General features: G+C 43.7%; 25 protein-coding genes and 1 tRNA gene. 6 read left to right on the top strand and 20 right to left on the bottom strand.

Features of this window, described 5'->3' with window-relative positions:
- Positions 1 to 41 precede the first annotated feature (41 nt).
- The 5 genes from AHMF7616_RS16840 to AHMF7616_RS16820 form a co-directional block, all read right to left on the bottom strand.
- Positions 42 to 1,508 (bottom strand): sodium:solute symporter, encoded by a 1,467-nt coding sequence (locus AHMF7616_RS16840; protein ID WP_115373941.1) that lies wholly within the window; start codon positions 1,506 to 1,508, stop codon positions 42 to 44.
- Between the two features lie 427 nt (positions 1,509 to 1,935).
- Positions 1,936 to 2,934 (bottom strand): MBL fold metallo-hydrolase, encoded by a 999-nt coding sequence (locus AHMF7616_RS16835; protein ID WP_115373940.1) that lies wholly within the window; start codon positions 2,932 to 2,934, stop codon positions 1,936 to 1,938.
- Positions 2,935 to 3,183: 249 nt separating this feature from the next.
- The gene (locus tag AHMF7616_RS16830) at positions 3,184 to 3,537 is read right to left on the bottom strand and encodes a hypothetical protein (RefSeq protein WP_158546193.1); all 354 of its coding nucleotides are present in this window, start codon (positions 3,535 to 3,537) and stop codon (positions 3,184 to 3,186) included.
- A 46-nt stretch (positions 3,538 to 3,583) separates the two neighbouring features.
- A complete protein-coding gene (locus tag AHMF7616_RS16825) occupies positions 3,584 to 5,410 on the bottom strand; it encodes a M61 family metallopeptidase (protein WP_115373938.1) in 1,827 nt (608 codons plus the stop codon).
- A 208-nt stretch (positions 5,411 to 5,618) separates the two neighbouring features.
- Complete coding sequence (locus AHMF7616_RS16820; protein WP_158546192.1) at positions 5,619 to 6,284, bottom strand: class I SAM-dependent methyltransferase; 666 nt, start codon at positions 6,282 to 6,284, stop codon at positions 5,619 to 5,621.
- Positions 6,285 to 6,398: 114 nt separating this feature from the next.
- Here AHMF7616_RS16820 and AHMF7616_RS16815 point away from each other — a divergent pair, with 114 nt between their 5' ends.
- On the top strand, positions 6,399 to 7,286 hold the full coding sequence (locus AHMF7616_RS16815; protein WP_115373936.1) for a cytochrome c: 888 nt from the start codon (positions 6,399 to 6,401) through the stop codon (positions 7,284 to 7,286).
- A gap of 213 nt (positions 7,287 to 7,499) precedes the next feature.
- Here the strand turns inward: AHMF7616_RS16815 and AHMF7616_RS16810 are convergent, their stop codons facing one another.
- Positions 7,500 to 7,994, bottom strand: coding sequence for a CinA family protein (locus AHMF7616_RS16810; RefSeq protein WP_115373935.1), 495 nt, complete (start codon positions 7,992 to 7,994; stop codon positions 7,500 to 7,502).
- A 59-nt stretch (positions 7,995 to 8,053) separates the two neighbouring features.
- Positions 8,054 to 8,641, bottom strand: coding sequence for an RNA 2',3'-cyclic phosphodiesterase (gene thpR / locus AHMF7616_RS16805; protein WP_233507615.1), 588 nt, complete (start codon positions 8,639 to 8,641; stop codon positions 8,054 to 8,056).
- 194 nt (positions 8,642 to 8,835) lie between these two features.
- Here thpR and AHMF7616_RS16800 point away from each other — a divergent pair.
- A tRNA-Leu gene (locus AHMF7616_RS16800) sits at positions 8,836 to 8,922 on the top strand.
- 158 nt (positions 8,923 to 9,080) lie between these two features.
- On the opposite strand, the gene AHMF7616_RS16795 is transcribed toward AHMF7616_RS16800, so the two are convergent.
- The 3 genes from AHMF7616_RS16795 to AHMF7616_RS16785 all read right to left on the bottom strand — a co-directional run bounded on the left by AHMF7616_RS16795 (position 9,081) and on the right by AHMF7616_RS16785 (position 12,932).
- Positions 9,081 to 10,487, bottom strand: coding sequence for a serine hydrolase domain-containing protein (locus AHMF7616_RS16795; RefSeq protein WP_115373934.1), 1,407 nt, complete (start codon positions 10,485 to 10,487; stop codon positions 9,081 to 9,083).
- Between the two features lie 568 nt (positions 10,488 to 11,055).
- Positions 11,056 to 11,580: a hypothetical protein gene (locus AHMF7616_RS16790; RefSeq protein WP_115373933.1), complete on the bottom strand. Its 525-nt coding sequence runs from the start codon at positions 11,578 to 11,580 to the stop codon at positions 11,056 to 11,058.
- 74 nt (positions 11,581 to 11,654) lie between these two features.
- Positions 11,655 to 12,932 carry a dicarboxylate/amino acid:cation symporter gene (locus tag AHMF7616_RS16785; RefSeq protein ID WP_233507614.1) on the bottom strand — a complete coding sequence of 426 codons (1,278 nt, stop codon included), beginning with the start codon at positions 12,930 to 12,932 and terminating at the stop codon, positions 11,655 to 11,657.
- Between the two features lie 367 nt (positions 12,933 to 13,299).
- On the opposite strand from AHMF7616_RS16785, the gene AHMF7616_RS16780 reads away from it, so the two are divergent.
- Complete coding sequence (locus AHMF7616_RS16780) at positions 13,300 to 14,313, top strand: dipeptide epimerase (protein ID WP_147275711.1); 1,014 nt, start codon at positions 13,300 to 13,302, stop codon at positions 14,311 to 14,313.
- Between the two features lie 355 nt (positions 14,314 to 14,668).
- On the opposite strand, the gene AHMF7616_RS16775 is transcribed toward AHMF7616_RS16780, so the two are convergent.
- The 3 genes from AHMF7616_RS16775 to AHMF7616_RS16765 form a co-directional block, all read right to left on the bottom strand.
- The gene (locus tag AHMF7616_RS16775; protein ID WP_115373930.1) at positions 14,669 to 15,388 is read right to left on the bottom strand and encodes a hypothetical protein; all 720 of its coding nucleotides are present in this window, start codon (positions 15,386 to 15,388) and stop codon (positions 14,669 to 14,671) included.
- Between the two features lie 457 nt (positions 15,389 to 15,845).
- Positions 15,846 to 16,151: a hypothetical protein gene (locus tag AHMF7616_RS26195; protein ID WP_147275710.1), complete on the bottom strand. Its 306-nt coding sequence runs from the start codon at positions 16,149 to 16,151 to the stop codon at positions 15,846 to 15,848.
- Positions 16,152 to 16,434: 283 nt separating this feature from the next.
- Entirely contained in the window at positions 16,435 to 17,583 is a 1,149-nt protein-coding gene (locus tag AHMF7616_RS16765) for a low temperature requirement protein A (protein ID WP_115373928.1), read from the bottom strand.
- A 327-nt stretch (positions 17,584 to 17,910) separates the two neighbouring features.
- On the opposite strand from AHMF7616_RS16765, the gene AHMF7616_RS16760 reads away from it, so the two are divergent.
- Together AHMF7616_RS16760 and AHMF7616_RS16755 are read left to right on the top strand one after the other, a co-directional pair.
- Positions 17,911 to 18,360 (top strand): MarR family winged helix-turn-helix transcriptional regulator, encoded by a 450-nt coding sequence (locus tag AHMF7616_RS16760; protein WP_115373927.1) that lies wholly within the window; start codon positions 17,911 to 17,913, stop codon positions 18,358 to 18,360.
- Between the two features lie 57 nt (positions 18,361 to 18,417).
- A complete protein-coding gene (locus tag AHMF7616_RS16755; RefSeq protein WP_115373926.1) occupies positions 18,418 to 19,068 on the top strand; it encodes a YceI family protein in 651 nt (216 codons plus the stop codon).
- A 223-nt stretch (positions 19,069 to 19,291) separates the two neighbouring features.
- Here AHMF7616_RS16755 and AHMF7616_RS16750 read toward each other — a convergent pair whose 3' ends face one another.
- The 4 genes from AHMF7616_RS16750 to AHMF7616_RS16735 all read right to left on the bottom strand — a co-directional run bounded on the left by AHMF7616_RS16750 (position 19,292) and on the right by AHMF7616_RS16735 (position 21,355).
- Positions 19,292 to 19,957, bottom strand: a complete 666-nt coding sequence (locus AHMF7616_RS16750) for a hypothetical protein (RefSeq protein WP_115373925.1) — start codon at positions 19,955 to 19,957, stop codon at positions 19,292 to 19,294.
- A gap of 85 nt (positions 19,958 to 20,042) precedes the next feature.
- Positions 20,043 to 20,375: a HepT-like ribonuclease domain-containing protein gene (locus AHMF7616_RS16745; RefSeq protein ID WP_115373924.1), complete on the bottom strand. Its 333-nt coding sequence runs from the start codon at positions 20,373 to 20,375 to the stop codon at positions 20,043 to 20,045.
- Positions 20,365 to 20,667, bottom strand: coding sequence for a nucleotidyltransferase family protein (locus tag AHMF7616_RS16740; RefSeq protein ID WP_115373923.1), 303 nt, complete (start codon positions 20,665 to 20,667; stop codon positions 20,365 to 20,367). The genes AHMF7616_RS16745 and AHMF7616_RS16740 overlap by 11 nt, the downstream gene beginning before the upstream one ends.
- Positions 20,668 to 20,818: 151 nt before the next feature.
- Positions 20,819 to 21,355 carry a hypothetical protein gene (locus AHMF7616_RS16735; protein ID WP_115373424.1) on the bottom strand — a complete coding sequence of 179 codons (537 nt, stop codon included), beginning with the start codon at positions 21,353 to 21,355 and terminating at the stop codon, positions 20,819 to 20,821.
- Positions 21,356 to 21,925: 570 nt separating this feature from the next.
- On the opposite strand from AHMF7616_RS16735, the gene ltrA reads away from it, so the two are divergent.
- Entirely contained in the window at positions 21,926 to 23,242 is a 1,317-nt protein-coding gene (gene ltrA / locus AHMF7616_RS16730; RefSeq protein ID WP_115372869.1) for a group II intron reverse transcriptase/maturase, read from the top strand.
- A gap of 64 nt (positions 23,243 to 23,306) precedes the next feature.
- On the opposite strand, the gene AHMF7616_RS16725 is transcribed toward ltrA, so the two are convergent.
- The 3 genes from AHMF7616_RS16725 to AHMF7616_RS16715 form a co-directional block, all read right to left on the bottom strand.
- Positions 23,307 to 23,792 (bottom strand): hypothetical protein, encoded by a 486-nt coding sequence (locus AHMF7616_RS16725; protein WP_115373922.1) that lies wholly within the window; start codon positions 23,790 to 23,792, stop codon positions 23,307 to 23,309.
- Positions 23,793 to 24,087: 295 nt separating this feature from the next.
- On the bottom strand, positions 24,088 to 26,016 hold the full coding sequence (locus AHMF7616_RS16720; protein WP_115373921.1) for a peptidylprolyl isomerase: 1,929 nt from the start codon (positions 26,014 to 26,016) through the stop codon (positions 24,088 to 24,090).
- A gap of 83 nt (positions 26,017 to 26,099) precedes the next feature.
- Positions 26,100 to 26,705 carry a hypothetical protein gene (locus tag AHMF7616_RS16715; protein WP_115373920.1) on the bottom strand — a complete coding sequence of 202 codons (606 nt, stop codon included), beginning with the start codon at positions 26,703 to 26,705 and terminating at the stop codon, positions 26,100 to 26,102.
- Between the last annotated feature and the right edge of the window lie 21 nt (positions 26,706 to 26,726).

Genomic DNA, 26,726 nt, shown 5'->3' with positions numbered 1-26,726 from the left:
TTAGCGGTTGCGCGCTTTTGATTTAAAAGGAATACTGGTATTTAAGCCGTGGCCGGCAGGGCATTGGCCGAGGGCCGGGAGATCGCCAGCAAACCCAAAATGGTGATAAAACCGTTCAGCATTAAAATTTCGAAGCCAAACTCGTAGCCCCAGAACCACGCCTTGGAATTCAGGTTGATGATGTAGGTAAGAATCGGGGCGACAAAGCACACCGCGGGCACCAGCTTGTCTTGTAAATCCCGGCGGATAAATAAACCAAACGCGTACAAACCCAGCAAAGGGCCATAAGTATAACCGGCAATTTTAAAAACCGCGGTTACCACGCTTTCGTCGTTAATTAATTTAAAAATAATGATCACCAGCATCAGCAAGAGCGAGAAACCAATGTGCACGTAAAATTTGAGGTTTTGGCGTTCCGTTTCGGGCCGGTTTTTAAAATCGAGAAAATCGACGCAGAACGACGTGGTTAACGCGGTAAGGGCCGAGTCGGCGCTGGCGTAGGTAATGGCCACAATGCCCAGAATAAAAGCAATGGCCGCGAAAGCCGGGAAGTAGTTCAGCGCTAAAAACGGAAATACATCGTCGCCTTTGGTAGGTAAAGTAATGCCTTTGGCTTGGGCGAAAATGTACAGCAACGCGCCTAAAGACAAAAACAAGATGTTTACCAGCACCAGAATAATGCTGAAGGTGAACATATTTTTTTGGGCTTCGCCGAGGTTTTTGCAGCTCAAATTTTTCTGCATCATGTCCTGATCCAGGCCGGTCATGACAATGGTAATAAAAGCGCCCGAGAAGAATTGCTTCATAAAATAGCGGCTGTCTTTTACATCCCAGAAAAATACTTTCGAAAAGCTGCTTTCTTCCACGGTTTTTACTAACCCTTGAAACGATAAATTCAACTCATCGGAAATTAAAACAATGCTGGTACCCACGCAGATGAGCATGGCCAGGGTCTGAAAAGTATCGGTCCAGATAATGGTTTTCATGCCGCCCCGGAACGTATATACCCAAATCAGGGCAATGGTAATAAAAACCGACACGTAAAACGGTACGCCCAAGGCTTCGAAAACCGCTAATTGCAGCACGCCGGCTACCACGTACAAACGTAAAGCCGCCCCAATAGTACGGGCCAGTAAAAAGAAAAAAGCCCCGGTTTTGTACGACCAATACCCAAAGCGTTGCTCCAGGTAGGCGTAAATAGAAATTAAATTTAAACGGTAGTACAAGGGCATGAGAATAGTAGCTATAACCAAGTAGCCCAGCAAGTAACCAAACACAAACTGCAGGTACGAAAACTCGGCCTTATTTACCATGCCCGGTATGGAAATAAAAGTAACGCCCGACAAGGAAGTGCCAATCATGCCAAAAGCCACCACAAACCACGGCGACTTGCGGTTAGCCAGAAAAAAAGAATCGGTGTTATCCGTTTTGCTGCTGGTAAGAAACGAGATCAGAATTAATATGCAAAAGTAAGCCGCAATAATGCTGATAATGGTTATAGGCGACATAAGTTAGTTGGAAGTTGCAGGTTGCAAGTTATTCTAAAAGGTTGCAGGTTACAAGTTACAGGTTGCAAGTTATTTTGGGAGTTGCAGGTTGCAGGTTGATTTAGTTGAAAGGTTGGAAAGTTTTAAGGTTGGAAGGTTGAAAGGTTAAAAGGTTGCAATGTTGAAGAGTTTAAAGCCTCGCTATTTTTTTGCTGGTGCGGAAGTTACTTCCGGGGCTTTCTTACCAACTATTTTTTAAAAAAATGTAATTATGGCAGTTCCAGTATCATTAGCCTTACCATTGCAAGACCCAGCCGTTTTCCAGAAACAATAGCTTCCAGCTGTAATTCTTAAATATTTAAACTTTCTAACCTTCCAACTTTCTAACCTTCCAACTTTCTAACCTTCCAACTAAATCAACCTGCAACCTGCAACCTGTAACCTGCAACTACAAAAGCACCCTTTCGCCAACGGCGGGAATTTGCAGGCGGGCGTGGAGCTGGCCGGCGGCGGCTAGTTCCTGCATCCAGCGGACGGGTTCGCCGGCGGGTTCGTCGGAAAGATCGAAGGTGCCGTAATGCATGGGAATAAAGGTTTTAGCGTCCAGATCGTTGCTGGCTTTAACGGCTTCCGGCGGATTCATGTGGCTGAGTTGCATCATGTAAGGCGGTTTGTAGGCCCCAATGGGTAAAATGGCGACATCCGGCGCGCCGAATAATTCTTTAATCTCGGCAAAGTGTTGCTCGTACGCGCTGTCGCCGCCAAAGTAAATAAGCTGGGTAGCCGTTTGAAAAAGTAAACTGCCCCATAACACTTTGTTCATATCGTTTAAGCCCCGGCGATGCCAATGGGCGGCCGGTAAGTAATACACGCCGATGCCGGCGTTTTCGGGCAAGTTATATTGCTGGTACCAGCCGGCTTCCTGGTAAGTAATGCCCGGTACCATCTGGTGCAGCAACGGCCCCATGGCCAGCGGAATAAGGGCTTTGATTTGCGGATTATTTTTAACAACCGCCTTAACGGATTTTTCGTCGAAGTGGTCGCGGTGGCCGTGCGACAAGGCCAAGTAATCGATGTGGCGAATGTCGTTAATGGAACAAGGCAAGGGATGCCGCCGGTGGAGAAATGGCGAGTCGATTAAAACCGGGTCCAGCAGAAACGATACGCCGTTTAGTTGCAGTAAAAACGAAGCGTGCCCCAGCCACATGAGTAAATCGTTATTGGCGTTAAAGGCCTGCGCATCCGGGATAACCGTTGGTATATACTTGTCTTTTTCTTTTTCTGCTTTTTGTGGATTCCGGGAAAGCTGCCATTTGAGTACGGTTTTAAAAGAAGGCGTGTACAAGTCGTCGCCGTTCGCAAACTGGCCGTCTATTACTTTATTGCCCGGGTAATCTGGTTTAACGGTTTTCAGGTGCTCGTTGCGCTGGTAGCGGATGGTTGTCAAGGTTTGCTAGGTTAAAAGTTGCAGGTTACAGGTTGAAAGTTGTAAAGTTGTAAGGTTAAAAAGTTATTCAGTGTGATCTAGCTAAAAATTTAAAAAAATAAGCGTTTAGGTCTTTGCCTGAATTTACGAGCTATACGATAATAATGCTGCTTTATAAAGGTGGTAATGGGCAACAGTTATCTCGGTATAATTTTAACTGTCGCGGCGTCTATATTCTTTATTACGTATTTTTTGTTCTGTATCTTTAGTTCAAATAAATTCCAGTCCTGCGGTTTCCCCGGTTAATTTGTAAGCCTCCCAAACAGCTTCCAGTTCGATTTTCTTTATATGCGTTAAGGTCTTATGGCCTCCCTCGGCTCCATACGTAGCTTTTCCCACCACCAGGTTATCGTATATTTCCGAAGTAGTAATAATCACCCGGAAGGCAGTTTCTATTTCTGCCCTGTTTTTAGTCGTTGCCCTATGGCTTTCTCCTTCCGATAAAAAGGTGATATCCGGATAATAGTTCTTGTTAAAGTTGTCGGTTGTGGGAATGGTTTTTTCCTGGCTGTACGATACGCTAATTGTCATTAATAATAAGAGAAGCACCAACAGTATTCGCATATTTAAAATGGCAAGCAACTTTAGGAAAGGGGTAGCAACACACTGTTTACAACTTACTGCCCAGCCAGCTATCCCGGAAGGTTTGCTGAGCTTTGGTGGGTTTACCGGCGGCTTTTTCGACCGTTACTATTTCCCAATACGGATTTTCGATCAAGGTTACAATGCTTTTTCTGGATTCGCCGAGGTGCTTATACGCAATTGTAATTTGGTCGGCGGGTTGGTGTTTAACTAATACGGCGGCTAAATCTTCCCAGGATTTTATCGGCTGATTATCCAGGCTCAAAATAACATCCTGCTTATCCAGTCCGATCTGGTACAAAGGGCTACCCACAAAGGTATAGTTCGTAATGACGGCCTGGCTGTCCTGAAAAGTTAAAGGCACCAAACCCAAACTGGCTTTGTTGGGCTGGCTTTTACGTAATACCAAGCCCGCTGCGGTTAACGGGTTTTTGTAATCGGCCAGGGTTTTGCCATAAACATGTTCCTGAAAGAAGTTGCGGGCAAAAGTTTCGTTCTTCGTTAAGCTCGCCAGGGTGGTTTGTAAATCCGTTAGCACATAAGGCTTTTCGGGTATACCGTACGCTTGCCACAAGGCTTGCAGGTAGCTGTCCAGAGTTAAATTTTTAAATTTTTGCCGTAGTTCCAGGTCTAAAGCCAAAGCAATAACGCTGCCGTAGGTATAGTACGAAATGTAGGTATTCGGGCGGTTTACCGGATCAATGGACTGGGCAGCATCTACAAAGGGCGCTTGCATGCTCATTTCTACCGGCGAAAAATAATTTTTACCCGGAGCGTTTAATACAAAGTTTAGTTCGTTGCCAAAGCTGGCTAAAACTTCGTCCAGGGTGCTGTTTTTGCTGCGGTGCAAAAGTAAGTCGCCGTAGTAACTGGTAAATCCTTCGGCCAGCCAGAGTTCGCCGCTCATGTTGGCTTCGGCATAATTAAAAGGTTCCAGACTTTTGGGCCGGATGCGCTCCACGTTCCAGGAATGAAAATATTCATGCGAAACCGTGGCCAGGTGATCCCGAGAATGGGTAGCTAACGGATGCGTGCTGGTAACAATGGTGGAGTTGCGGTGTTCCATGCCGTCGCCCACGGCTTGGGGCATGTAGCAGGCAATAAACGTGTAGGTGCCGTAATCGTAATCGGGTAACTCGCCGTAAACGGCTTGGGCCTGCGCGACGATGCGCTGGGTGGCTTCGGTGTAATGGTTGGCTTCGGCTTCGGTACCGGCGTGGTGCAGCGCTATGCGGATAGTTTTAGTTTTGCCTTTACTGTTTACTGGCCACTGGTGCCAGACAAAATTACTGAGCTCTGTCGGGCTATCCATTAAATACTGTAGATCAGGAGCTGTAAATGTAGTTTCGTTTACCGATTTTAACTGCGTGGCGATGGTCCAGTTTTTACCGGCCGGGATACTAAAATTTACCGTGACCGGACTGGTTTCAAAGCCAGAGGCGTACATTACGGTAGCGGGCATATTTAAATGCGCGTGCTGTTCGTCGATGCCGTTGTAGGTGCCGTCGGCCCGGTCGCCGAATAAGGTGTAGGTAATTTTTACGGTACCATCGTGGTTGCTTACGTTCCATTGGTGCGGATTAGGACGGGTTATGCTAAGGGGCTTACCTTGTCCGTTTACCGCTTTTACGTTGTACACGTTTTTGGCAAATTCGTGGAGGGCATAGCGGCCCGGCGAGGAACGACTCATGCGTACTTCCAGAACAGGCGTTTTTACGTTGCGGAACGCTGCCGTTACTTCGGCTTCGTGGTGCACCGCGTTCGGAAAAGCCAGGGTATAATTAACTTCCGATTGCGCCCAGAGGCTCCCGGCAAACCAAAAATTTAAAAAAATCCAAATACAAAGCGTGCGCATATAAAAGTAGTAATTCGTGGTTCGTTATTAGGCCGATACAGGCTGCCAGAGCAGTTACTTATTACCCATGCTATTCCTCTCTTGGCGTTCAATCGCATGCCAGACTACCCGCATCCTGATACGGGTTTGCCCGAACATTTAGATTTTAACTTAAAAGAACGGATATTTTTGTTAATCCAAAACAAATATCCCATGCAACTATCTTTGATTAAGTCCGGGGTTTTTGAAAAACGTGGCTTTGAATAAAATTTTTATAATAAGTCTGGCGGTGTTGCCATGTTACGGGTAAGTGCCGGAATAAACGCCGGAGGTCGGGTAAACGGGTGGTAGTAAGGCCTTCTACCCAACCAAAGAAAGTGTACATCAGGTGCGCGAGTTTTAACTGCCACCACCTAGACCAACCTTTTTGCTCGGGCGCTATCATAAAATCAGCCAATAACCATAAACCACCCGGCTTTAAATAAGCGTATAATTGTTGGATCATTCGCCAGACCTGCTCCTCGGGGTAAAGATCCAGCACGAAGGGGGTAAAAATTACTTCAAAGCTTTCATCGGGTTTTAAGGTAGCTTCGGTGCCTGGCCGAAAGTAAATTTTTAAAAAATGGGTTGGCAGCTGTTCGGCTACCCGGCGGGCCTGGGCCAGCATACCCGGCGAGGCTTCCAGGTAGGTAATTTCTAAAGGCAACTGAAGCTGCGCCAGGTCCTGCAGAATCCAGCCGGTACCTCCCCCTATCAGTAAAACCGAGGCTTGGGCCGGTATAAAAGAAAGCAGCCCAACCTGGGATTGCCGGATGGCGCCCCGGAAAATAAAGTGAGCCAGCTTATCATAAAACCATACCGATCGGTTGAAAGCGGCGGGGTTACGTAGTTCCACGTAATTTGTTTTAAAAATTTAAAATTTAGTTGTAATTAATTGACAAGTAGGCGTTTGTTTTTAATATTTGTTTTTATATACTCCTGATCTTACAATTAATCTTCCAAAAATTACATGGCAAAGAAAGTACTTAAATGGCTGGGAATTAGCATTGGTTCCTTCGTTTTATTATTGTTAGTAGCTTACGCGTTTATTTATTTTAAAACCGAAAGCCGGATAAATAAACGGTATACGGTAGCGGTGCAGAAAATTGCCGTCACCCAGGATTCTGCCGCTTTAGTGCAAGGGGCCCACCTGGTGCAAATTAAAGGTTGCCGCGATTGCCACGGCGCTGATTTAGGCGGCAAAGTTTTTCTTGATGATCCGCAGTTAGGCCGGATTGTGGCCGCTAATCTAACGCAAGGCAAAGGTGGTATTATGCGCGAGTACACTAAAGCCGACTTAACCCGGGCTTTAAAGCACGGCGTACGAAAAGATGGTAAATCAGCTTTGCTTATGCCATCCTACGAATACAACTCGCTTACGGTGGAGGATTTAGGAGCATTAATGTCTTATATTAAAAGTTTGCGACCCATAGACCGGGAATTACCTAAACATGAAATTAAACCTTTATTACGCGTTTTAACCGCCTTTGATAAGTTTCCATTATTACCCGCCGAAAAAATAGACCATCGGAAGCAAAGCCTGCAAACGGTTAATTCCGAGATATCGGCTAATTATGGTCAGTACATCGCCGTAGGTTGCGTTGGCTGCCATCGCGAGAATTACAAGGGGGGAGAACCCTTAGTGCCCGGATCGCCGGTGGTGCCTAATATCACCAAAACAGGCAATATTGGTAAATGGACCGAAGCCGAATTTATTAATACCTTACGCACCGGTAAAACTCCCGAAGGAAAGCAAATGGACCCCCGAAACATGCCCTGGACCATGACCAAAGAATTCAGCGATACCGAAATAAAATCGGTTTACTTATTTTTAAAAAACTTGCCGGCCGAAGGGTAAGAAATGTAATAATAGAATATCCGCTAACCGTGCAAAAGCCTGCCATTTTTAAAAATGACGGGCTTTTTTATTGCTTCCACTGTACAATCAGTTTTTAAATTTTTAAATGAAGTGGCCGAGGCTTTTTACCGGCATCATTATCCACCGGTATTCCCGGTTTCGATGTGCCTTGCTGCAGTACAAGCAACAAGGCAGATGGATTCAGGATTAAATCTATTCCCGCTCAAAGTGGCGGTCGATGGTCGTTTCAATTTTTTCAAAGATAAATTCGGCGGCTTGTTTCCGGATATCCCCGTTTTCTTGGGCAAACTCTTGCCGGAACTCTTCTACCCGGCTCTTGCAGTAAATCGAGAAGAAAACGGTACCTACGGGTTTTTCGCTGGTTTCAGAAGCGCCCTGGCCACTTAAGCCCGTTACGGCTACGCACATTTCGGCATTTAGCAGTTTATATAAGCCCAGTACCATTTCGTTGGTTACTTGCTGCGATTCGGCGGTGTAGAGCTTTAAGGTTTGTTTTTTTACCCCCAACACTTTTTGCTTTACTTCTTCGGCGTACGTTACAATACTGCCCAGCAACACGTCGCTGGCGCCTTTGGCTTTTACAAATTCTGAGATCAACATGCCGCCGGTTACACTTTCGGCAAATGCAATGGTTAATTTTTTGTCGCGGAGCTTCGTAACAATTCGGGTTAAGTCTGTTGCATTCATAAAAAAAGCAGTAAGGTAGCCACCCCTATACTGCTTTTAAACAGATTAGGTTTACTCTTTTACGGCGCTAAAGGGTGCCTAACCAAGATGCGGTATTCGGGGTGCGGACTTTTTAACTCCGATTGCCACAAAGCCAGGGAATTTACCGGCAAACTTATCTGCTGATTTTTTAAATTTTTAATAGGTAATGCCGTGGGTTTGGCCACATCTTTCCGGAAGCGGGCCAGGGTAATGTGGGGTATGTAATCCTGACTGCCAGGTTTTACCCCAAGTTGCGTGGTAATCGCGGTGCACAAGGCCGTAAAAGCCGGATGAGCAGCAAAACGGGCCCAGATGAGCCGTGGTGAATTAGGTTTCGGTCCTGGTTCCAGGCATTCTAAATGCAAGGTAAAAGCCTCCGTACGGGCAGCCACTGTTTGCAAAATGGTAACGATGCTTTCTAAATTATCAGCGGGCGTTTCTCCTAAAAAATGAACGGTCAGGTGCAGATTATCCCATGGTACCAACCGGATGGCATGGCTGGTATAGTGGAGTAGTTGCTCCTGAAAGAATAATTTCAGGTTGTCCGGTACAGGTACCGCTATAAATAAACGTTGGGTTAATATCATAAATGCAGGGGCCTGTTCCGGAAAGATACTGGTGTTCATCCCAAAGAGTTTTCAGTAGATTTGCTTTCTATTAAAACAATTAAGGTTTACCGAACGCTTTACTGGGGTTCGCTAGATTGGGTAAACAAACCTGGTAATGAAGGTTAGGAGTAAACAAATCAAAAATTTAAAAATATTAACGGCTATAAGCAGATAATAGAATATTTATTTTACATTTGCCCTCTCAAAAATGAGCGCACGTGGCGGAACTGGTAGACGTGCAGGTCTCAGAAGCCTGTGGGAGTTGTCCCGTGGGAGTTCGAGTCTCCCCGTGCGCACCAATGCAAAAGCCGGCTAATTAGCCGGCTTTTTTATGTTCTTTTTTGATTGGAATCGGTTAGCTGCATGCAAACTCTTGTATTTAAAATTTCACCTTAAAACCGGCTGCAAACATTTTCCATATTTAAAAAGCCGGAAGCAGTTCGCCTGCAAAGAGGCCTTACTGCGTACCAGCCAGGTTGCTGGTAAACAAATCCAGTTCTGGCCAATCCGTTTTTAACAAAATTTGATTTTTTATTGTGTCACTAAACGCTTCGGTTATTTGAAACGGTTGGGAATTGTTGCGGGTATTGGCTAATACAGCAAAGCTATACTCATCATCTAAACGGGTAAGCAGCGTGGAAGTGCCTGGTAAAGAACCCGTATGGCTCCAATTGTAGTACCCCATGTACGTTTGGTTTAGTAAATCGCTTGTAATCAAATCCCCTTTTTTACTGTTCCGATCAATGTGCACCATAAAACGCATTAAATCAGCAGCGGTGGCCAACCAGCCGCCGTTAGCATCCATGCGGCTGATATTATACGCGTAAGGATTATCATCGGCTTGGTAATACGTTACTTCGTTTAAGGCACTTTGCTGCGGAGAGTTGCCGGCAATTTGCATATCAATAATGCCCATAGGTTGCAGAACCTCGGTTTGCACAAAGGCAGCGTACGATTTACCACTTATTTTTTCAATAATACGGCCCAGCACGCAATAGCCAAAGTTAGAATAATAAAATTCGGTGCCGGGAGCGTAAGTTAACGGCCGGTTCTGTACTACTTCGGTAATTAATTGCTTATGGGTGTAATCCGGATGAGCCACTATGGGATCGTTCGGTTGGTTGGTCCAGCCGGATTTATGTTCTATTAAGTTTTGTACCGTAATAGCGGCAACATTGGAGTGAACCGGCACAGCCCCATATTCCTGGCCCAAAATAGCATTTGTACCAAAAACTTTGTCGGTTAATTTTAATTGGCCGGCTTGTACCAGTTTTAAAATAGCCACCACCGTAATGGGCTTGGAAATACTGGCAATCCGGAATAAGCTTTGATTATCAACGGGTAAATTAGTTTTTACATTCGCGTAGCCGTAGCCTTTGGCAAACACCAGTTTCTCATTTTTTACGATTGCCAGGGTTAAGCCGGGAATTTGGTATTTCTGACGCAGTTCCTCCATGGCCTGATCCATTTCCGGGAACCTGGAATTTAACGCCACGTTAATATAATGGGCAGAGCCATTCGGGGCAATAACTTTGTAAACTATCGGATTAGAAAAATCGTTTTCCGTTTCGCCACTTACCTGTTCCGTGTTGTTCACGTAAACTTTGGTTTCCTGGGTGTTCGTGAAAGAAGCAATAAGCTTGTTAAAAGCTACTCCGGCGGGTACTTGCAGGCTTATGTTTTTACTGGATACCTGGCCTACTAAATCCTGCGGCAACTGCGGATTTACAACTTTTAAAAACTTAAACGCGGTTAAATAATTTTGCGACAAACTCGGGCTTGGTGCTACCAAGTCGCCGTCTTCTTTTTGGCAACTCGCTAAAAATAATGCAATTGCCAAAACCAATAATCTTCCTGCTTTCATTTACAAGAAGAAGCAAAAGCTATAGTATTATTTAAATAAGTGCCCCAATTGGTAAATTCATGTCCTTTTGTTATACTAGAAGAGTAGGAATGGAAAAGATGAGGTAAAAGTGTTAATCCGATAAGCATTTTTAAGTAGTTAAACCATTTTTTGATAGGCAAAACTAGATTATAATGAGCTAAAATGAAATACGTAAATTTTAACTATTCTAATATAACGATAGAATAGAAGCTTTTAAATACAAAGTAGCTGTAGCCGGGAAAATTATAAATGTTGTTTTACTATATGGGTTTGCTCCGCAATAGCAAAACTCCTTAAATTTTAAAAAAAGACATTGGACGAAATACTTAGTTTAGGTTTGTTGCTCAAAAGTTGTGTTTAAAAGGCTGGTTTTTAATAATTTAATACTACCATTGGTCAAATGTTTCTGTTCCGGGGAAAGTACCAAAAAGGCTTTGTTGCTTTATTTGCTGCTAGCTACAGATAAGTAGATTGAAAATGGCAGATGTTACCTGAATAGTAAAGGAATTGTGGCTTTAAAAGATGGAAAGCGCCCGCTGGTTTTACCTTAGGCTTGAAGTTGCTGGAGTAATTTGCGGCCTTTGGCATTCGCCGCGGCGCCCCCTTTAGCCATTTCCACTTTTACTAACTGAATGGTTTCTGCTCTTAACCAATCATGTCGGGTGGAAAAGTTTGCTAAAGCCTGCAAACAGTGCACCTTCATAAATTTGTTCGGATCGTTTTGAAGCCAGTCATAAAGGTAATCTAATACTAGGGCTAAAGAATCATCCGCAAGCCGTAAATAAGATAAGAGCAAACCTACGTGCCAGCGCATAGGAGAGGTTTGCCTGTTGGGAAGAGCCGCCAGTAGGTCGGGTTGGTAAGGCAGTACTAAATAAGGATACCGCCGGGCCACTTTCTCGGTAATGCTGGCGGCGTGTCGGGCTACGTGAGCTTCCGTATTAGGGTGCAGCATGGCCCGGATGAAAATTTTAAATTTTTCCGGGTCGTTGCCGGTTTCCTGCACCAATAGCTTTGCCTGTTCAGGATAGGTAGGTCCGGCCATGGCTAAACGGGCAAGTACAGCATCCATTTTTTAAATTTTAGAAAATAGCAGGTTAAATAAAAGGCGGTAACCGGAGGGGTAAGGGGTTGTTTAAAGAGTAGCTAAACTTCTTCTACCAGCACTTGTTCCGGGGTAGGATTATCAATAAACTCGCCTTCCCAGCGGGCAATTACCGCCGAAGCCAAACAATTGCCCGTAACGTTTACGGCGGTGCGGGCCATGTCCATGAGTTCATCAATCCCCAGAATAATAAAAATCGGCTCAATGGGGAGATTAAACGAGGCGGCGGTACCCAGTAAAATTACCAAAGATGCCCGCGGAACCCCGGCTACGCCTTTGCTGGTAAGCATTAAAGTAAATACCATAAGTAATTGCTGGCCCCACGGCATATCAATACCCGCTGCCTGCGCCACAAAAATAGAAGCTAATGACAAGTACAAAGTAGTACCGTCGAGGTTAAAGGAATACCCCATGGGCATGACAAAAGCAATAATTTTGCGGGGTACGCCAATACTTTCCATGGCTTCCATGGCCCGGGGTAAAGCGGCTTCGGAACTGGTGGTGGCAAAAGCAATGGAAACCGGTTCGGCTACCGCGGCCGCAAACTTTTTAATAGGTATCCGGAAAAAATACGCCACCGGCAGCAATACCAGCAATATAAAGGCCACCAGCGATACGTAAAGCGTTGCTAAAAGCTTAAATAAGTTTACCAAAATACCAAAGCCCATGTGCCCCACGGTGTAAGCAATGGCGGCTCCCACCGCAATAGGCGCAAACAACATGATGATGTTGGTAAACTTAAACATGGTTTCCGAAAGGCTTTCGGCAAAATCCAGCATGGGACGCCGTTTGCTTTCGCTGAGCATCGCCAAGGCAATCCCAAACAAAATACTAAATACCACAATCTGCAACACGTCGCCTTCCGCTACTGATTTGGCAATGTTTTCCGGAAAAATGTGCAGAATAATATCCGAAACCGTTTGCGGTGCTGGTTTTTTAATTTCGTTGGATACCGGTGCTTTTAGTTGAATGCCTTCGCCGGCTTTACTCAGGTTGATGGCCGCTAAGCCAATGAATAAAGCCAGGGTGGTAACTACTTCAAAGTAAATTAAAGCTTTTATGCCCATGCTGCCCACTTGTTTTAAGTTCGAATGGCCGGCAATGCCCACTACCAAGGTACCAAAAAGCAAAGGCGCAATAATGGTTTTTACCAACTTTAGAAAAATCTTGCTGAGTACATTTAAATTTTGCGCAAAAGCCGGAAAATCATAACCAATTTCGGCCCCGATGGCCATGCTCACCAAAATCCAGGTGGTAAGGGAGCGTTTACGGTAAGCGTAAAAAACCAGCAAAGCAATAACCGCCCACCGGATACTCATAAGTACCCTGGGCGAAATTGACAAATAATTGTATTCAGCAAATAAAGAAAGACCCAAGGCAATAGCAAGCGAAAGAAGCAGGAGAATGACAAAGCGGGAGTTGCGCATAAAAAGAAGAATTAACCAGTAAGCCCACGAATTTTTAAATTTTTAAAATTCTGGTTCGAGCATGGGCCAACCAGTAGTAATGTTGGGTTCCGTTAGTAACAAATATATTATTTATTTTTGATTTCAGCGGATACCGGACTTTCTCCCGGCCGGTAGGCCGTATCTGGTAAGCAAAACGGGATAAGGCTTCTACTTTTAATTAACGTAATAGTTGCGGGTAATTTATATCTTACCTCGGTTTATTTTAACGCTCTTTTATATGCTCAGCTGGCACCTCGAATCCAGAGAACTGCATTTACGCTACACTTGGAAAATTGCGCGGAATGCGTCGGATAGTAAAATAAATTTGTTTGTACGCGTGTCGGAGGAACTGCTTTGGGGGATGGGCGAAGCGGCGCCCAACATTCGTTACCAAGAAACCCCGGAGGTGTTGCAAAAACAATTTCAGGATTTACTCCGCCAGGGTTTAACCCACGTGCAGTCTTTGGCGGAATTACAGGATTTTTTAAAATTTTACCCAGTGGCTAATTCGCTGCGGTTTGCGGTAGAGTCGGCGTACGTGCATTTGCTTTGTGCGCAGCAAAATATATCGGTTAGTCAATTTCTGGGGATAAGGTTTACAGCACGGGTGCCTACTATTTTTACTTTGCCTATTATGGCACCCACGTTAATTACGAACTTTATCCGGGAAAATAACTTAAATCGGTTTCAAACTTTAAAAGTAAAAGTAAATCAAACCGATGCTTTGGCTCTGGTGCAGGCTACCGCGGCGGTTAGCACTCGGCCGTTAATAATTGATGGCAACGAAGCTTGGAACAATCCGGAGGAAGTGCTGGTGTTTCTGCACCAATTAAAAGGTTTGCCGGTAGTTTTTATAGAACAACCTTTACCCGCCTATAAAACCGACGAATACCGGTATCTAAAAAAACACAGCCCTTATCCCGTATTTGCCGATGAATCCGTAACCGATCAACCTGACTTTTCAATGCTCCGCGACCAGTTTCACGGTGTAAACATGAAATTAATGAAAGCCGGAGGTTACTTAAACGGGTTACGCATTTTGCAAGAAACCCAAGCACAAGGACTGTTGCCCATGATTGGCTGTATGGTAGAAACTTCGCTGGGTATTTGGTCGGCCATGCAGTTATGCGCCGGAATCCGGTACGCCGATTTAGACGGATTTCTGATTTTAAAAGAAGAGCCGATGGGTTTAGTCAGAGAACAAGATGGTGATCTAATTGCTTCCGATTATTTTATGGTTAAGCATCTTTAACATAATTTACTTTTTGCCTATTAATAAGAACGCGCTATTTAGCTAAGAATCATTTCGGCCACACTAGTTTAAGCTACCGTTAATTATAATTGACCAGTTTGCTGAGATGTATAAGTAAAACAACAAACAATTGCTTTTTGCTATTTAGGTTTTCCTGTGCTTAGCAATGCCTGCTAATACCAGAAGCTTTGTTTTTTTTAATTTTTATCTTTCATCTACGCTAAATCAAATTACTCTAGCTAACGGCTGCTATAACTGCGACATAAAAAAAGCTAACTGACAAAGTCAGTTAGCTTTTTAGCGCCTATTATGAAAAAACTATAAAATCTTATTCTTAAAAATTTTTTAACTACTATTATTGGCCTCCGGTAGTAGTGCCGGAACCGCCAGTTGATCCGGAAGTAGAGCCACCCGCAGTGGTGCCACCACCAGATGTTGTACCGCCTCCTGAGGTAGTACCACCAGCAGTGGTTCCGCCAGAAGTTGTGCTACCTGTAGTAGTGCCGCTAGTAGTACCTAACCCGGAAGTGGTACCGCCGGAAGTTGTGCCACTGCCTGTTGTATTGCCACTGCCAGTTGTAGTTCCGGAAGTAGTTCCCATTCCTCTGGTAGTTCCAGAAGTAGTACCTGTACCAGACGTGGTACCTCTGGTGGTTCTGCCGGATCTGCCAGTAGTAGTGCCGCTAGTAGTACCTACAGTGGTTCCGGAGGTAGTCCCACTGGTAGTACCTACTGTAGTTCCACCCGCGGTTGTACCACTGGTAGTTCCTGAAGTAGTACTTGCACCAGTTGTTGTGCCCGAAGTAGTTCCAAGCGTGCCCGAAGTAGATCCACTGGTTGTACCAGAAGTAGTGCTGATGGAACCAGAGGTAGTACCGGTAGTACCACTTCTCATGGTACCAGAAGTTGTACCGGCTGTACTGCCGGAAGTAGTTGAGCCTGCTGTTGTTCCACTGGTTGATCCGGTAGTTGAACCAGTTCCGGAAGTAGTTCCACCACTGGTAGTTTGTGCGTTAGCTAGATAGCTGGCAAAAACTAAGGCCACTGCTGGTAATAACTTTAATTTGTTCGTCATAACTTTGTTATTTAATTTAAACTTAAAATGTGTTAAGGGCTATTGGCTGATTGTCGTAAAAAATAAACAACCATGTACCAACAGTTTTACTTATACCCTCATACTCTAAGTAATTTTTAATTGTTGTACTTTTTTATTTTAAATTTATTATTGATTTAAAGTACACATTCCTTTTACGCTGGTTTACCGATAGCAACTAAAAATTAAATACTTAATTTTAGTCTGATAAATACGTAAAATTACTGCTGGATAGCATTTATAAAAGATAAAATACAATTTTGGGAGAGATGGGCTAAGTTGCTTCTGGGAAAGCACTGGATGGAAATTAATAAAGAATACTTTTAAATTTTGTACTTTTTTAGTAAATAATTAAATTATAGTGCGGCATGCCCAGCTAAATTTCTTGTACATTATAGTACCTGCTACCTCCATTTAAAAGGTTTATTACCGAGCTAATTTACCGGGGATTAGTTTTCTTGTTTTTGGCCGAGCTAGATTTAGGAGTTGTTTTTTCCTTTTTAGTACCAGGTGCAGTGGTAATACTAGTACCTTCTTTCGGAATAGTAACTACCGAATCAGTGCGTGTAGGAGTTGCGTTATTTGTATTAGTAGAAATACTTTTGTCGGTATTAGAATTTGTGCTGGTAGTTGGTGCAGTATTTTGGTTAGGTTTACTAGAAGCGGGGTTGGTGGTTTGCGCCAAGGCCGACCAACTGCTTAAAGCAACAGTTGCCGTGATCAAATTAATTTTTATACTTTTCATAATAAGTTTTTTAGTAAGTCTTTTAGATTTATTTAACGCATTCCTTGGCTTTTAGGTTAATTTTTCGGGTTCATTCTTAATACCGGCGGGTTTGGTAATTAAAAATTTTAAATTTTTCTGTCGGTACGTTACAGAGCACCTTTGTGGTTTATACCGGTTATTCAAGCTTATATAAAATTACAAACACGAATAGGCTCCATTTTGGAACGAGCCAATTTAAAATTTCTGTGTTAATTAAACTGTAATGAGCAAAAAGCAAGGCGCTATAATTGAATTTTTAAAATTAAACGGGTGGTGCCTCAGAAATTCGGGCATACTCGCGCCGCTGGTAAAGCATATAGGCCAGAACTACCAGCGTTAAAACCGGCAGAAAGTAAAAGGTTTTTAAATTATATTCTAGAATATAAATAATAACCATCGCGATTATTAGAACTACACTGCTCATGATAAACCGGCGGGTAGGTACTTGTTTTAAGCTAACTCCCTGAATAATGCCAAGCGGTAAAATAAAAAGTGCAATGCCAATAATTATTAAAAAATTCGCGACGTTGGCCAACGTACTAATATGACTTAAAATGCTATATTCTAAACCTACGCCTGTAATAACAATCCCTAAATAAATAAAAAAGTGCAGGTACGTATAGACTAAACCCGTGCCGGTTATTTTACCGGTTACATACTCCTCAATGTAATCAAAGTAAATCCACCAGATGAGCACAATTAGGATAAAGCTGCAAATAGCGTTGGCCCCACTAAAAAACTGCCATAGTTCCAGGTTAGATACCGCTTTCGTTATCCGGAGAATACTCTCGCCCAGCACGATAATCACGAATAAGCCAAAACGTTCCGGTAAATGCGTGCTATGAATAGGCACAACTTTTAATCTTTTATGGTTTGTCCAGGGAGTGATTACCTCTATGAGCCAGCTCAGTCCCCAGAGATAAAAACGGATAGGGCGAGGAGTAAAAATAGAAACAAGCCAGATAGCTGCTCCTATGGAAAACCCAACAATAAAGTGCACAATAATGCCGCGGGAATCAGTATGTTTAAAGTAAATGCGAAGGTACATTACCAATAGTATCAGCCGAATAAACAGGTAAGCGCAGGCAAATAAATAAGATTCTTCGAGCAATGCTTCCTGAATAAAAACAGCTATAAAAAGCGAGCCTAACACTTGCGTTAAAGTAAGCACCCGGTGACCTGAGTCCTCTATTTCGAAGCGGTTGGCGTACATCGTGTGACCAGTCCAGGCCCACCAAATTGGAAAAAACAGCAACACAAACTGCCATAAACTTACCAAAGTTAAGTCTTTGGAAAAAAACGTAGTAAGTTGCGAAATGGCAATTACAAATATTAAATCGTAAAAAAGTTCTAACCAGGTAGCGTGGCGGTCCTCGTTTTGGGTAGAACCGGTTTTGGGAGCATCATCCATCCGTTTTGGGTCGTGTATTAGGCGACTATCCCCAGTTTAATAGCGTAGAATACGAGGTAATAGACGGTCTGTATTTTTAAAGGTAGAAAAGGTAATAGGTCATAATTTAGAATGTAATAAATAACCCGTTTTTGATTTTTTTATGTTTCATAAAGAAAGATCAACTGATAAACAAATTATTAGGCCTCGCAAAATAGAACAATAGAAAGTACGGGTACATAGCTCGATGGTTTCAAGGAGCCATATACAAATGAGAAAGCAAAAATAAAGTAGAAATATGTTGCAACATTAAATGTAGGTACATATATTTGTATCGTAGTTAAGGTTATGAAAATAGAGGAAGAAATTAAACAACGAACATTTAAAGATGTGTACCATAAAGTATACATCAACCTGATATTTACTTCGGGGTGGTTGCAGGAACAACAAGCGGTTATTTTTAAAAAATATGGCCTTACCTTACCTCAGTTTAATATTTTACGCATCTTACGGGGGCAGCATCCTAAACCCGCTACGGTAAATTTACTCATTGAGCGCATGCTCGATAAAACGTCGAACGCCTCGCGCATTGTTGATAAGTTAGAAGCGAAAGAGTTAGTAACCCGGCACCAATGCCCCAAGGACCGCCGCACGGTAGATATTTTAATTACCGACAAAGGATTGGCCTTGCTCCAGCAGATTGACGAGGCCGAAGGCACCCAGATTAAGGGCTTACAAAATATAAGCGCTTTGGAGGCAGAAGAACTTAGCCGCTTACTCGATAAAATGCGGGAATAAATCAAATTCAGTATTACCAAAATTTTAAAATATAAAATCTCAATCAATTCCATTTTTATGAAAAAGTTTTTTTTATCGGCTGCCGTTGTAGCCAGCTTATTAGTGGCTAATACCAGCTCTGCACAAACATTGGCATCGGCCACTAAAATTAAAAAAGTAGCCACCGCGGCTACGGCCTATAAAGTAGAAACGTCGCAAAGTAACCTGGAGTGGAACGGTAAAAAAGTTACCGGCGAACATACCGGCAACATTGCGATCTCGAAAGGTGATATTTTAGTAAACGGAAATAAAATTGTGGGTGGTAATGTATTAATTGATATGAACTCGATCACCAACAAAGACCTTACCGACGATAGCTACAAGCAAAAATTACTGGGTCACTTAAAATCCGACGATTTCTTCTCGGCGGAAAAACACCCGACCGGTACTTTTAAAATTACGAGCCTAAGCCCGATTAAAGGTGCCCAAGCCGGTGCTGCTAATTACACCGTAAAAGGCGATTTAACTTTAAAAGGCATTACCAAACCTATTTCTTTCCCGGCTACGGTTAGCGTAAAAGACGGCGTAGCTTCGGCTAATGGTACCGCCACTTTAGATCGTACGCAGTGGGATATTAAATACAATTCCAAAAGCTTTTTCCCGAATATTGCCGACAAAGCGATTTACGACGACTTTACCGTTAAATTTAATTTAGTAGCCAAGCAGTAATTTTTACAATTCTCACCCATTCCGTACTGCGCTGGGGTATTACCCAGCCGAAATTAAATTACCTGTAAAAACAAAGAAGCTGGCCCAGGCCAGCTTTTTTGTTTTTACAGTAGTGACTCATACGTAAATCGTGAGCAAAATTTTTTGAATAACCTCTTATGCTCTACGAAATTTAAAATTTTAAAAATACAAACGTTTATAACTTGCACGGAAACCTTTTTACTCAATAGTTGATCACGAAAACATTATCCTTGGAAGAAAAGCAGCGAATAGAATCGGTAAAAGATGTATTTTGCCCCGGACCATAGTTTTTGCTCCAGGTTATCCGGGTGTACACATCGGCCGCTGTTTTTACAATTAAAATGGTATCTCTTAAACGGCTGTTTGATGCAAATCCACTCCCACTGTATGGTCGGTGATACGAATAACTAACGTCGAAAGAATTAAAATTATCAGTTTGATTTTTTACCAGTTTTATCAAGAGCTTCGCTTCCGGGTATACCATCATTCTTAAATCAGCAACGGGTTGGTATTGATTAATGTATTCAGTGAGTTTTTCTTTTTGCCCATAGTTATCAATAAACCCTCCCGGCATACTGGTTTCTACTTTTAAATAATAATTTTGGAAACGGGCTTTATCAATTGTTTTGGAAATTTTGAATTCGCCGCGTTTATTCGTTTTTGTTTTAGCTACTTTAAGGGTTGCGTTGAAAAAGCCAAAGCCACTGGATTGCCAATAAACGGCAATGGGCACTTTCTCTATTCCTTGATTAGTAGAAGCACTCACAACTTGCCCCACAATGGTTATTTCGGCACAATTACCACCACATTCCTTTTCACAGGAGGTAATTAGACTACATAATAACAGTATCAGAATAACGCGTACCATGGAGTAATTAGTATTAGTTGGTAAGTAAAGGTTGAGCTAAAAAGTGTCTAAATGCTTTATCGCTATTGTTGGGCAGGGTACATTTTTACAAAAGCAGCCGGTCTATTTCTTCTTCAAGTTTTGGAAGCTCTTTCATAACAATAGCCCAAATTATGTCTTCTGACACCGTGTCGTATCCGTGAATAATTCTGTTTCTTGTATTTACAATCCGACGGGCGTTTGTAATATTTATGTCTGGATGTATGCGTAATATTCTGTTTAATGCTTCTCCAATAATTTCAAGATTTCGCTCCACTGCTTTCCTGGTCTTTAGGTCTTTTTGGAAGACAGGAAAACTCTTTTCTTCTGGTAGGAAATCGTAAACTTCAACTATAGACTTTTTTATGTCAGCTAACCATAATTTTAGGTCATTTTCCATAAACAAGAACTTTGGTTCGGTCTATTTCTTGTTTGAGGAATGGGTTCCTGATTGCTTTTTGTTCTAATAGGTCAATTTCTCTTTGTAGAATTTGCTCTAATTGAAACTTTAATTCAAAATAATGGTCTGTATATTCGATTGGATCGGACGTGTCAATATCAACAACTAAGTCAATATCACTATCGGCTTTAAATCTATCGTTCGTAACCGATCCAAATGCAAAGAGGCTTCTTACACTGTGCAGGTCACAGAGGTTTCGAATTTGCCCTATATGGTCGCTAATTACTTTCATAACAATTTTAAATTACGATTTTTATTGGTAACCTGTTTTTTTCTTCTTTGCATTTTGCCTACCGGCTTGTGCATGAGGTGTGCGAGGCTATCAGCCAAAGCATGGCTTATGCACTTTGTTGGGCGAAGTGTCTTTTTTATTAATTTCTAATTTAGCAACCGCAGTATCCAATAAATTTTTGCACTAACTTTTCATTTCCTTTAGTAACAGTAAAAGTCCCCTCAACATCTGATGTCTCTTCCATTTCAGTATTTTCTACGGTCTTTGTTATATTCACCTCAATTTGCATCGAGTTACTAGTATAAAGAGTGTTTCCTTTAACCTTTCCTTTATACTCGAATGTGTGGACCTCCTCATTCAGCTTTATCATGGCAATGTCACCCGCATCAAGATAAATGTATTTCTGCTCTTGTTTGTCTTGCTCGGTAAGGAAGAGGGAGCAACCGCATCCGCTAAATTCATCCGGATATGAAGTGAATGTTTCTAATTCCAATTTTGAAACATTGGGAGTTTCGGCAGGTTCTCTTTCTTCGGTTATAATTACTGGTTCTTTTTCAACTTGCTTTTGAACTGTTGTTGGAACAGCAGGAGCTGTTTCCCTTACTTTGTGTGATTTTGGGTCTGTGCATGAGATTATAGCAAACGCTAGCACAAATATTACTGCTTGCTTCACGAGTTTTCTCTTCACATTCTTTTAGTGTAAACTTCTTTCATTCTTAAATATTCCGCCCAACGTTCTTTGCTATGCGGCGGCACAGCTGCCGTATAGGTGTGGTGTGCGCCCAGTATGGGCATCTGGTACTGAAAGGTACCAAATTATTCCAGAGGGTGCAAGACCCTTACAGGCGAGTTGGTGCAGCCTGTTAGTAAGCCGCAAGCTGGTTTATCGTGAGATAAGCAGGGAAGAAAGCGGGACTACAAAATCCGGTACTGACGAACAGAAAGTACATAAGAGGCCCATTAGTGCGGGTAAGCAAGCACCTCTTTGCAAAGCCCCTGACCAACAAGTACTAGTGGGTAGATGTTCCAGGAATCGGAGGAAGGAATATGCTCTTACCTGGGGAGGTCTCTCGGCCACGGGTTGGTAAGAGAGAAGTCAGCAGAAGCCATAGTAGCCATCAGGAAACGAGCCGTAAGCGCTGCGGAGGTCTCACAAGATGACGAAGGGCCGAACGTGAAGTTGTTCCAAATGTGGTAAGGAGGCCTGGCCAGCCTTAGCGTAAGCGGAACAGGGATTACAGATAAAGTAGAAAGTAGGATGATTGAGAAAGTATTGCACCGGGGCAACCTGCTGCTAGCCTACCGGCAAGTGCAGGCTAACCAAGGGGCAGCCGGCGTAGACGGTATGTCCGTACTTGAACTAGCTGGGCATCTGCAAGTAAATCAGGAGGCCTTAGTTACGGCTATCCGGAGCAGCCAGTACTTTCCTCTACCCATCTTAGGGGTAGAAATACCTAAGAGCAACGGCCAGAAGCGCCGGTTAGGCATTCCTACCGTAACCGACCGGCTGCTACAACAAGCAGTCAACCAAGCCATAGCCCCGCTTTTCGAGCTGGAGTTCAAAGAGTACAGCTACGGCTTCCGGCCCAACCGCAACGCCCATCAGGCGGTGTGGCAAGCCCAGAAGAACATTAATGAAGGCTATCAGCATATTGTCGATATGGACCTGAAAAGCTTCTTTGATGAAGTAGAGCACTGCCTGCTCCTGCAACTGGTATACCAGAAAGTAAAATGCCCGCTCACGCTGCGCCTGATCCGCAAATGGCTTCGGGCCCCTATCCTTATTGGGGGAAAGTTAACCAAACGCCGGAAAGGGGTACCACAGGGCAGTCCGTTGAGTCCGCTGCTCTCCAATATTCTGCTTCACGAGCTGGATAAAGAGTTGGAAAAGCAAGGCTTGCGGTACGTGCGCTATGCCGATGACTTTAGTGTTTATACCAAAAGTGAGTCGGAGGCCCGGCAGGTGGGCAACAACCTTTTCCTGTTCCTGAAGAATAAGCTAAGGCTACCCATCAACCGGGAAAAGAGCGGCATTAGACGACCCGTAGATTTTCAGATACTAGGCTACCGGTTTGTACCCACTTACCGGAAAGGGGAGAAAGGTAAATACCAGTTGGTGGTAGCAGAAAAGGCTTGGGCCAGGCTGAAGCAGAACCTGAAAGGGATTACCCGCAAGACCACGCCCAGTGCCTTTGAGCAGCGCGTTCAGCAACTCAAGGAAGTGCAGCGAGGCTGGGTAAACTACTTTCGTCTAGCCAGCATTCAGGGGAAGTTAAAGCAAGTGGATAGTTGGCTCAGAAACCGGCTGCGCCATTGCATCTGGCATGACTGGAAGAAACCCGAGCGGAAAAGAAAGAACCTGATCCGATTAGGCGTCTCAAAAGGGGAAGCCTATGCCTGGAGCCAGACCCGGAAAGGGGGCTGGGCAGTAGCGCAAAGCCCCATCCTGGTGACCACTATCACGCTGAAACGGTTGGTCAAGAAAGGTTATGAATCGTTGTTCGATTACTACAAACAAGTAGCCCCCCAACTTAACGAACCGCTGTATACGAGACCCGTACGTACAGTGGTGTGAGAGGCGCTCCCCATCAGCCAACACTGGTGGGGCCGTCTACTCGATTATGCCTGGTTGTTTCTTCTCAATTTAAAAATAAATTACTAAAGTCTGCTCGCCTATACCAACATACGATACCAACTGCTACTATTACTAATAGGTGATTAATTGTTGACACACCACAACTATAATTATAAATTGAACCAGAGTATACATGCCAATGCCAAGGGAATACTTTGTCAAGAATTGGTAAATTAAATCCTAAATTTTTATTAATAATAGCTGGTGAAAGGTCAACTAAGTCAGGGAAAATACAACCAATTAAGGTAAGGCCAATTATTCCTTTATATTTATTGTTTGCTAACAAAGTAAGAACAATAATAAAAGCTAATCCGAGTATTACATCGACCCTTGAATTTATTGGATAACAATGAGGTATATAATCTAATGCGCCGTGGGAAATAATGCCGACAATAAAAGCGCTAATTTCAATCTTTAACGTGTCTGTCAGCTTTGCCTCTGGGCTAGTTTTTTTAGTGTCCGTCAATATAGTAGCAATACCGATTCCCACTGTTAAATGAAATAAGACGTTCACTACGATTCTCTTTTGATTATTTTACAATATGGCATAACTACTGGATAAACGGAGTTGTTCCGGTTATCTGCACTATAACTGGAAGTTTAACAACTTATAACAAGTAAGTAAAGGTACAGGTAACGTTACAGCTATTGGCTAATATACGAAAATTGCCTTATTGCAATTAGCCACTTCATCTTTTATTAATTCGCAAATTTGTGCCTGGCTGAAAAAGAAGATTGGAAGTAGACTTACATAAAAGCCGGCCCGAAATAAAAATTTAAAAAAATTACCGCAAACGCACTTCCTGGATTTTATCACCTATTTCCAGTAAAGGCAAAACTTCCAGGCCTGTCGTAGCCCGCGCGAAAATAGAATAGCGACCGTCTAAGTGAGGAGTGGGGGAGTGGGTGATAAACCATTGGCAGCTTTCGGTATCTTTGCCCGCCGAAGCCATGCCCAGATAGCCTTCGCGGTAATGCAAATCGGGGAGTTCGGAGCGGATAGAGTAATCGGTGCCGCCCCAGCCATCGCCGCGGGGGTCGCCGCCTTGTACTACAAAATTGGGTACCACCCGGTGAAAGTTTTTGCCGTTAAAAAAGCCACTACGGGCTAATTGCACAAAGTTGGCCACCGTACCGGGCGCTTCTTCCACGAACAATTGCAAGATAATTTCTCCCCGATTGGTTTGGATGCTTACTTCTTGCTTTGCCCGTAAACTCTGAATTAAAATCCAATCTATCGGGTGCGAAAACGGGTTCTTCGGGGGAGGTGGCTCGGGGTGGCCTTCCAGAAAAGCAATGGTTTTCACTACTTCCTGGTAAGCTTCGTTGTCGCGGGGTAAAACCAGTTTGGCTAAGGCGTTTTTTAAAAAAGTTAGGTCTGTGTATTCGGTTTTAAAGTTAAGTTCCGGCTGGCGAAGCAGCCCCGCGGTAATGCCCACTACGGCTAAGTCGCCGGAAGCAATAGCTTTTTTAAACAAATCGGCAAAGTGCTTTTTCTGGCTAGTCGGCAGATTTTTATCGTTGCGGATTTGCGTTAAAGCTTCAATGCCGTATGTCCGGATAACTGGTGTTTGCGTAGCAAAGAATTCTTTCTCTATAAATTCAGCTCCGGCTATATCTTGGGCGGCGGCTGTGAGTAAAGCGGCTTTTTCGTAGTCGTTATTACTTTGGGCGTATCTTTCCTGAATGGTGGTTAATACTTCTTTTTTATTCGGGTGTTGTTTAAGGGCCGCTCCCAGCAACGTCGCCCGGATGCGCCATCGCAACGTTTGCCCGGCTTTTTGTAATAGCTCGTCGGCTTGGTCGGGAGTAACTTTAGTAGCAATTATTTCGGCGGCCGTTAGGGCCGTGTTGCTATTTTTATCGGCCAGTCCCCGCCACAAAATAGGTTTAGCTACGGTGTATTCCAGGTTAGCGGTGGCGCGTAGGGCACTTAAACGTACGCGGTAATCCGGTTCTGTTTCCAGAATGCCGGTCAGTTCATTGGCTAAGCCGGGTGATTTTGCTTTGGTAAGCGCCTGGGCAGCGGCCATGCGCACCTCTACACTGGGATCAATCTGGGCCGTGTTGGCCAAAGCAGCAGTATACGCCGAAAGATCGAGTTGGGGCGTACGGGCCAGAAAGTGAGCGGCCGCCAGTCGAATTTCCGGGTTGGGAGCCGTTAAGAAAGTAACCATTTTAAGAATGGCTGAGTCGTAATTTAACTGCCGGGCATGCGTCCGGTAAATACCCCAGGCCTGGCCCGCTTGCACTTCGGGTTCGGAAAAATCAAATTTAATTAAAGCATCAAGACCTTGTTGGGTGGCGCATTTGCCTAAGGCTTCTAAAAGTTCGGCGCTAACAGTGTTGTTTTCTTCTTTTTCAATGGCTTGCAGTATAGTTTCTTGGGAGGTTGCTTTACCCGTTTGCCCCAAGGCGTAAGCGGCGGCCTGCCGTACCACAAATTCGGGATCGGAGAGTAAAGATACCAACGGCTTAAAAGCCAGCGAATCCTGCACCGATGCCAAGGCCATAGCCGCTTCCTGACGGTAACGCGCATTGGTGTCTGTTAAAAAAGGTAAAAGCTTATCGGTTTGCCGCTCGTCTTGGGCGGTGTAAATAATGCGAATAGTAGAATCGTTAAATTTGTTACCTAACGTAAAGGCCTTTTGCCGGCCGGCAACCTGGCAACTTATAGCCAATAAGTAAACTAACAGCAAGTATAAGTATCTCATAGGAATAACTCTCGGGTAGGAAGATACAGAAAACGCCGCAAATATGCAGACCCGGCAGAAGCAGTTTCTTTATTTCCAAAGGCTCAGGTAGCGGGCAGGTTTCCTAGTCCATTTTCCTGGGTAATCCAATCCAGTAAGGCAATTAAAACATCAATATTCCAGGTATTTTTAAAGTACAGGTTGGTATATACCGCGTAATCGTTCTGGTTGTTTAATACCAGCCGGTCATGAAGTACCTGGTACTGTAAATCGGCCCAAGCTATTTGCTGTTGTTTTATCGGGAGAGCATTGCCTTTGGTTACAAGAATTCCTTGGCGGCTGATCTGGCAAGGGCCCACCGTTAGAGTACCGTGGTTTAGCAAAGTGGTTTTACCGGCCAGCCAGATTTGGTCGGTGGTTTGTTCCCAGATTTCGGCGATAATCCGGTTTTCTAAATCAATAAAATAATCCTGGTCGATGCTGAAATAACAGGTAAAAAGAATATCTATTTGCGCGGTAGCGGTTTTCAGGCCTAAATAATGTTGCTCACCCACCCGGAACCGGTAAAACTGCATGGCGCGCGCGTACTGCTTAATGCCCACAATGTCTTTTCGGGCAATCGTTTGGCGATTAAACTGAATCACTTTATTGTTTATCCGCAGTACCTTATTTTTGGGGCCGAAGGAGTTTGATTTAATCGCTTCGTTCACGGTTATCGATGGTTTAACAGA

It is taken from the genome of Adhaeribacter pallidiroseus (assembly GCF_003340495.1).
In the GTDB taxonomy this organism is placed as follows: Bacteria; Bacteroidota; Bacteroidia; order Cytophagales; family Hymenobacteraceae; genus Adhaeribacter; species Adhaeribacter pallidiroseus.
The sequence above is the reverse complement of the archived record's forward strand: the minus strand, read 5'-3'. Positions and strand labels throughout refer to the sequence as shown.

What these genes read in the sequence shown, in the direction of transcription:
- AHMF7616_RS16785 (WP_233507614.1), bottom strand. Translation starts at nt 12,932, where the DNA reads ATGAGTATCCGGTGGGCGGTTATTGCTTTGCTGGTTTTTTACGCTTAC.
- AHMF7616_RS16755 (WP_115373926.1), top strand. Translation starts at nt 18,418, where the DNA reads ATGAAAAAGTTTTTTTTATCGGCTGCCGTTGTAGCCAGCTTATTAGTG.
- AHMF7616_RS16740 (WP_115373923.1), bottom strand. Translation starts at nt 20,667, where the DNA reads ATGAAAGTAATTAGCGACCATATAGGGCAAATTCGAAACCTCTGTGAC.
- AHMF7616_RS16795 (WP_115373934.1), bottom strand. Translation starts at nt 10,487, where the DNA reads ATGAAAGCAGGAAGATTATTGGTTTTGGCAATTGCATTATTTTTAGCG.
- AHMF7616_RS16745 (WP_115373924.1), bottom strand. Translation starts at nt 20,375, where the DNA reads ATGGAAAATGACCTAAAATTATGGTTAGCTGACATAAAAAAGTCTATA.
- AHMF7616_RS16750 (WP_115373925.1), bottom strand. Translation starts at nt 19,957, where the DNA reads ATGGTACGCGTTATTCTGATACTGTTATTATGTAGTCTAATTACCTCC.
- AHMF7616_RS16760 (WP_115373927.1), top strand. Translation starts at nt 17,911, where the DNA reads ATGAAAATAGAGGAAGAAATTAAACAACGAACATTTAAAGATGTGTAC.
- AHMF7616_RS16815 (WP_115373936.1), top strand. Translation starts at nt 6,399, where the DNA reads ATGGCAAAGAAAGTACTTAAATGGCTGGGAATTAGCATTGGTTCCTTC.
- AHMF7616_RS16810 (WP_115373935.1), bottom strand. Translation starts at nt 7,994, where the DNA reads ATGAATGCAACAGACTTAACCCGAATTGTTACGAAGCTCCGCGACAAA.
- AHMF7616_RS16720 (WP_115373921.1), bottom strand. Translation starts at nt 26,016, where the DNA reads ATGAGATACTTATACTTGCTGTTAGTTTACTTATTGGCTATAAGTTGC.
- AHMF7616_RS16775 (WP_115373930.1), bottom strand. Translation starts at nt 15,388, where the DNA reads ATGACGAACAAATTAAAGTTATTACCAGCAGTGGCCTTAGTTTTTGCC.
- ltrA (WP_115372869.1), top strand. Translation starts at nt 21,926, where the DNA reads ATGATTGAGAAAGTATTGCACCGGGGCAACCTGCTGCTAGCCTACCGG.
- AHMF7616_RS26195 (WP_147275710.1), bottom strand. Translation starts at nt 16,151, where the DNA reads ATGAAAAGTATAAAAATTAATTTGATCACGGCAACTGTTGCTTTAAGC.
- AHMF7616_RS16840 (WP_115373941.1), bottom strand. Translation starts at nt 1,508, where the DNA reads ATGTCGCCTATAACCATTATCAGCATTATTGCGGCTTACTTTTGCATA.
- AHMF7616_RS16825 (WP_115373938.1), bottom strand. Translation starts at nt 5,410, where the DNA reads ATGCGCACGCTTTGTATTTGGATTTTTTTAAATTTTTGGTTTGCCGGG.
- thpR (WP_233507615.1), bottom strand. Translation starts at nt 8,641, where the DNA reads ATGAACACCAGTATCTTTCCGGAACAGGCCCCTGCATTTATGATATTA.
- AHMF7616_RS16780 (WP_147275711.1), top strand. Translation starts at nt 13,300, where the DNA reads ATGCTCAGCTGGCACCTCGAATCCAGAGAACTGCATTTACGCTACACT.
- AHMF7616_RS16765 (WP_115373928.1), bottom strand. Translation starts at nt 17,583, where the DNA reads ATGGATGATGCTCCCAAAACCGGTTCTACCCAAAACGAGGACCGCCAC.
- AHMF7616_RS16790 (WP_115373933.1), bottom strand. Translation starts at nt 11,580, where the DNA reads ATGGATGCTGTACTTGCCCGTTTAGCCATGGCCGGACCTACCTATCCT.
- AHMF7616_RS16830 (WP_158546193.1), bottom strand. Translation starts at nt 3,537, where the DNA reads ATGCGAATACTGTTGGTGCTTCTCTTATTATTAATGACAATTAGCGTA.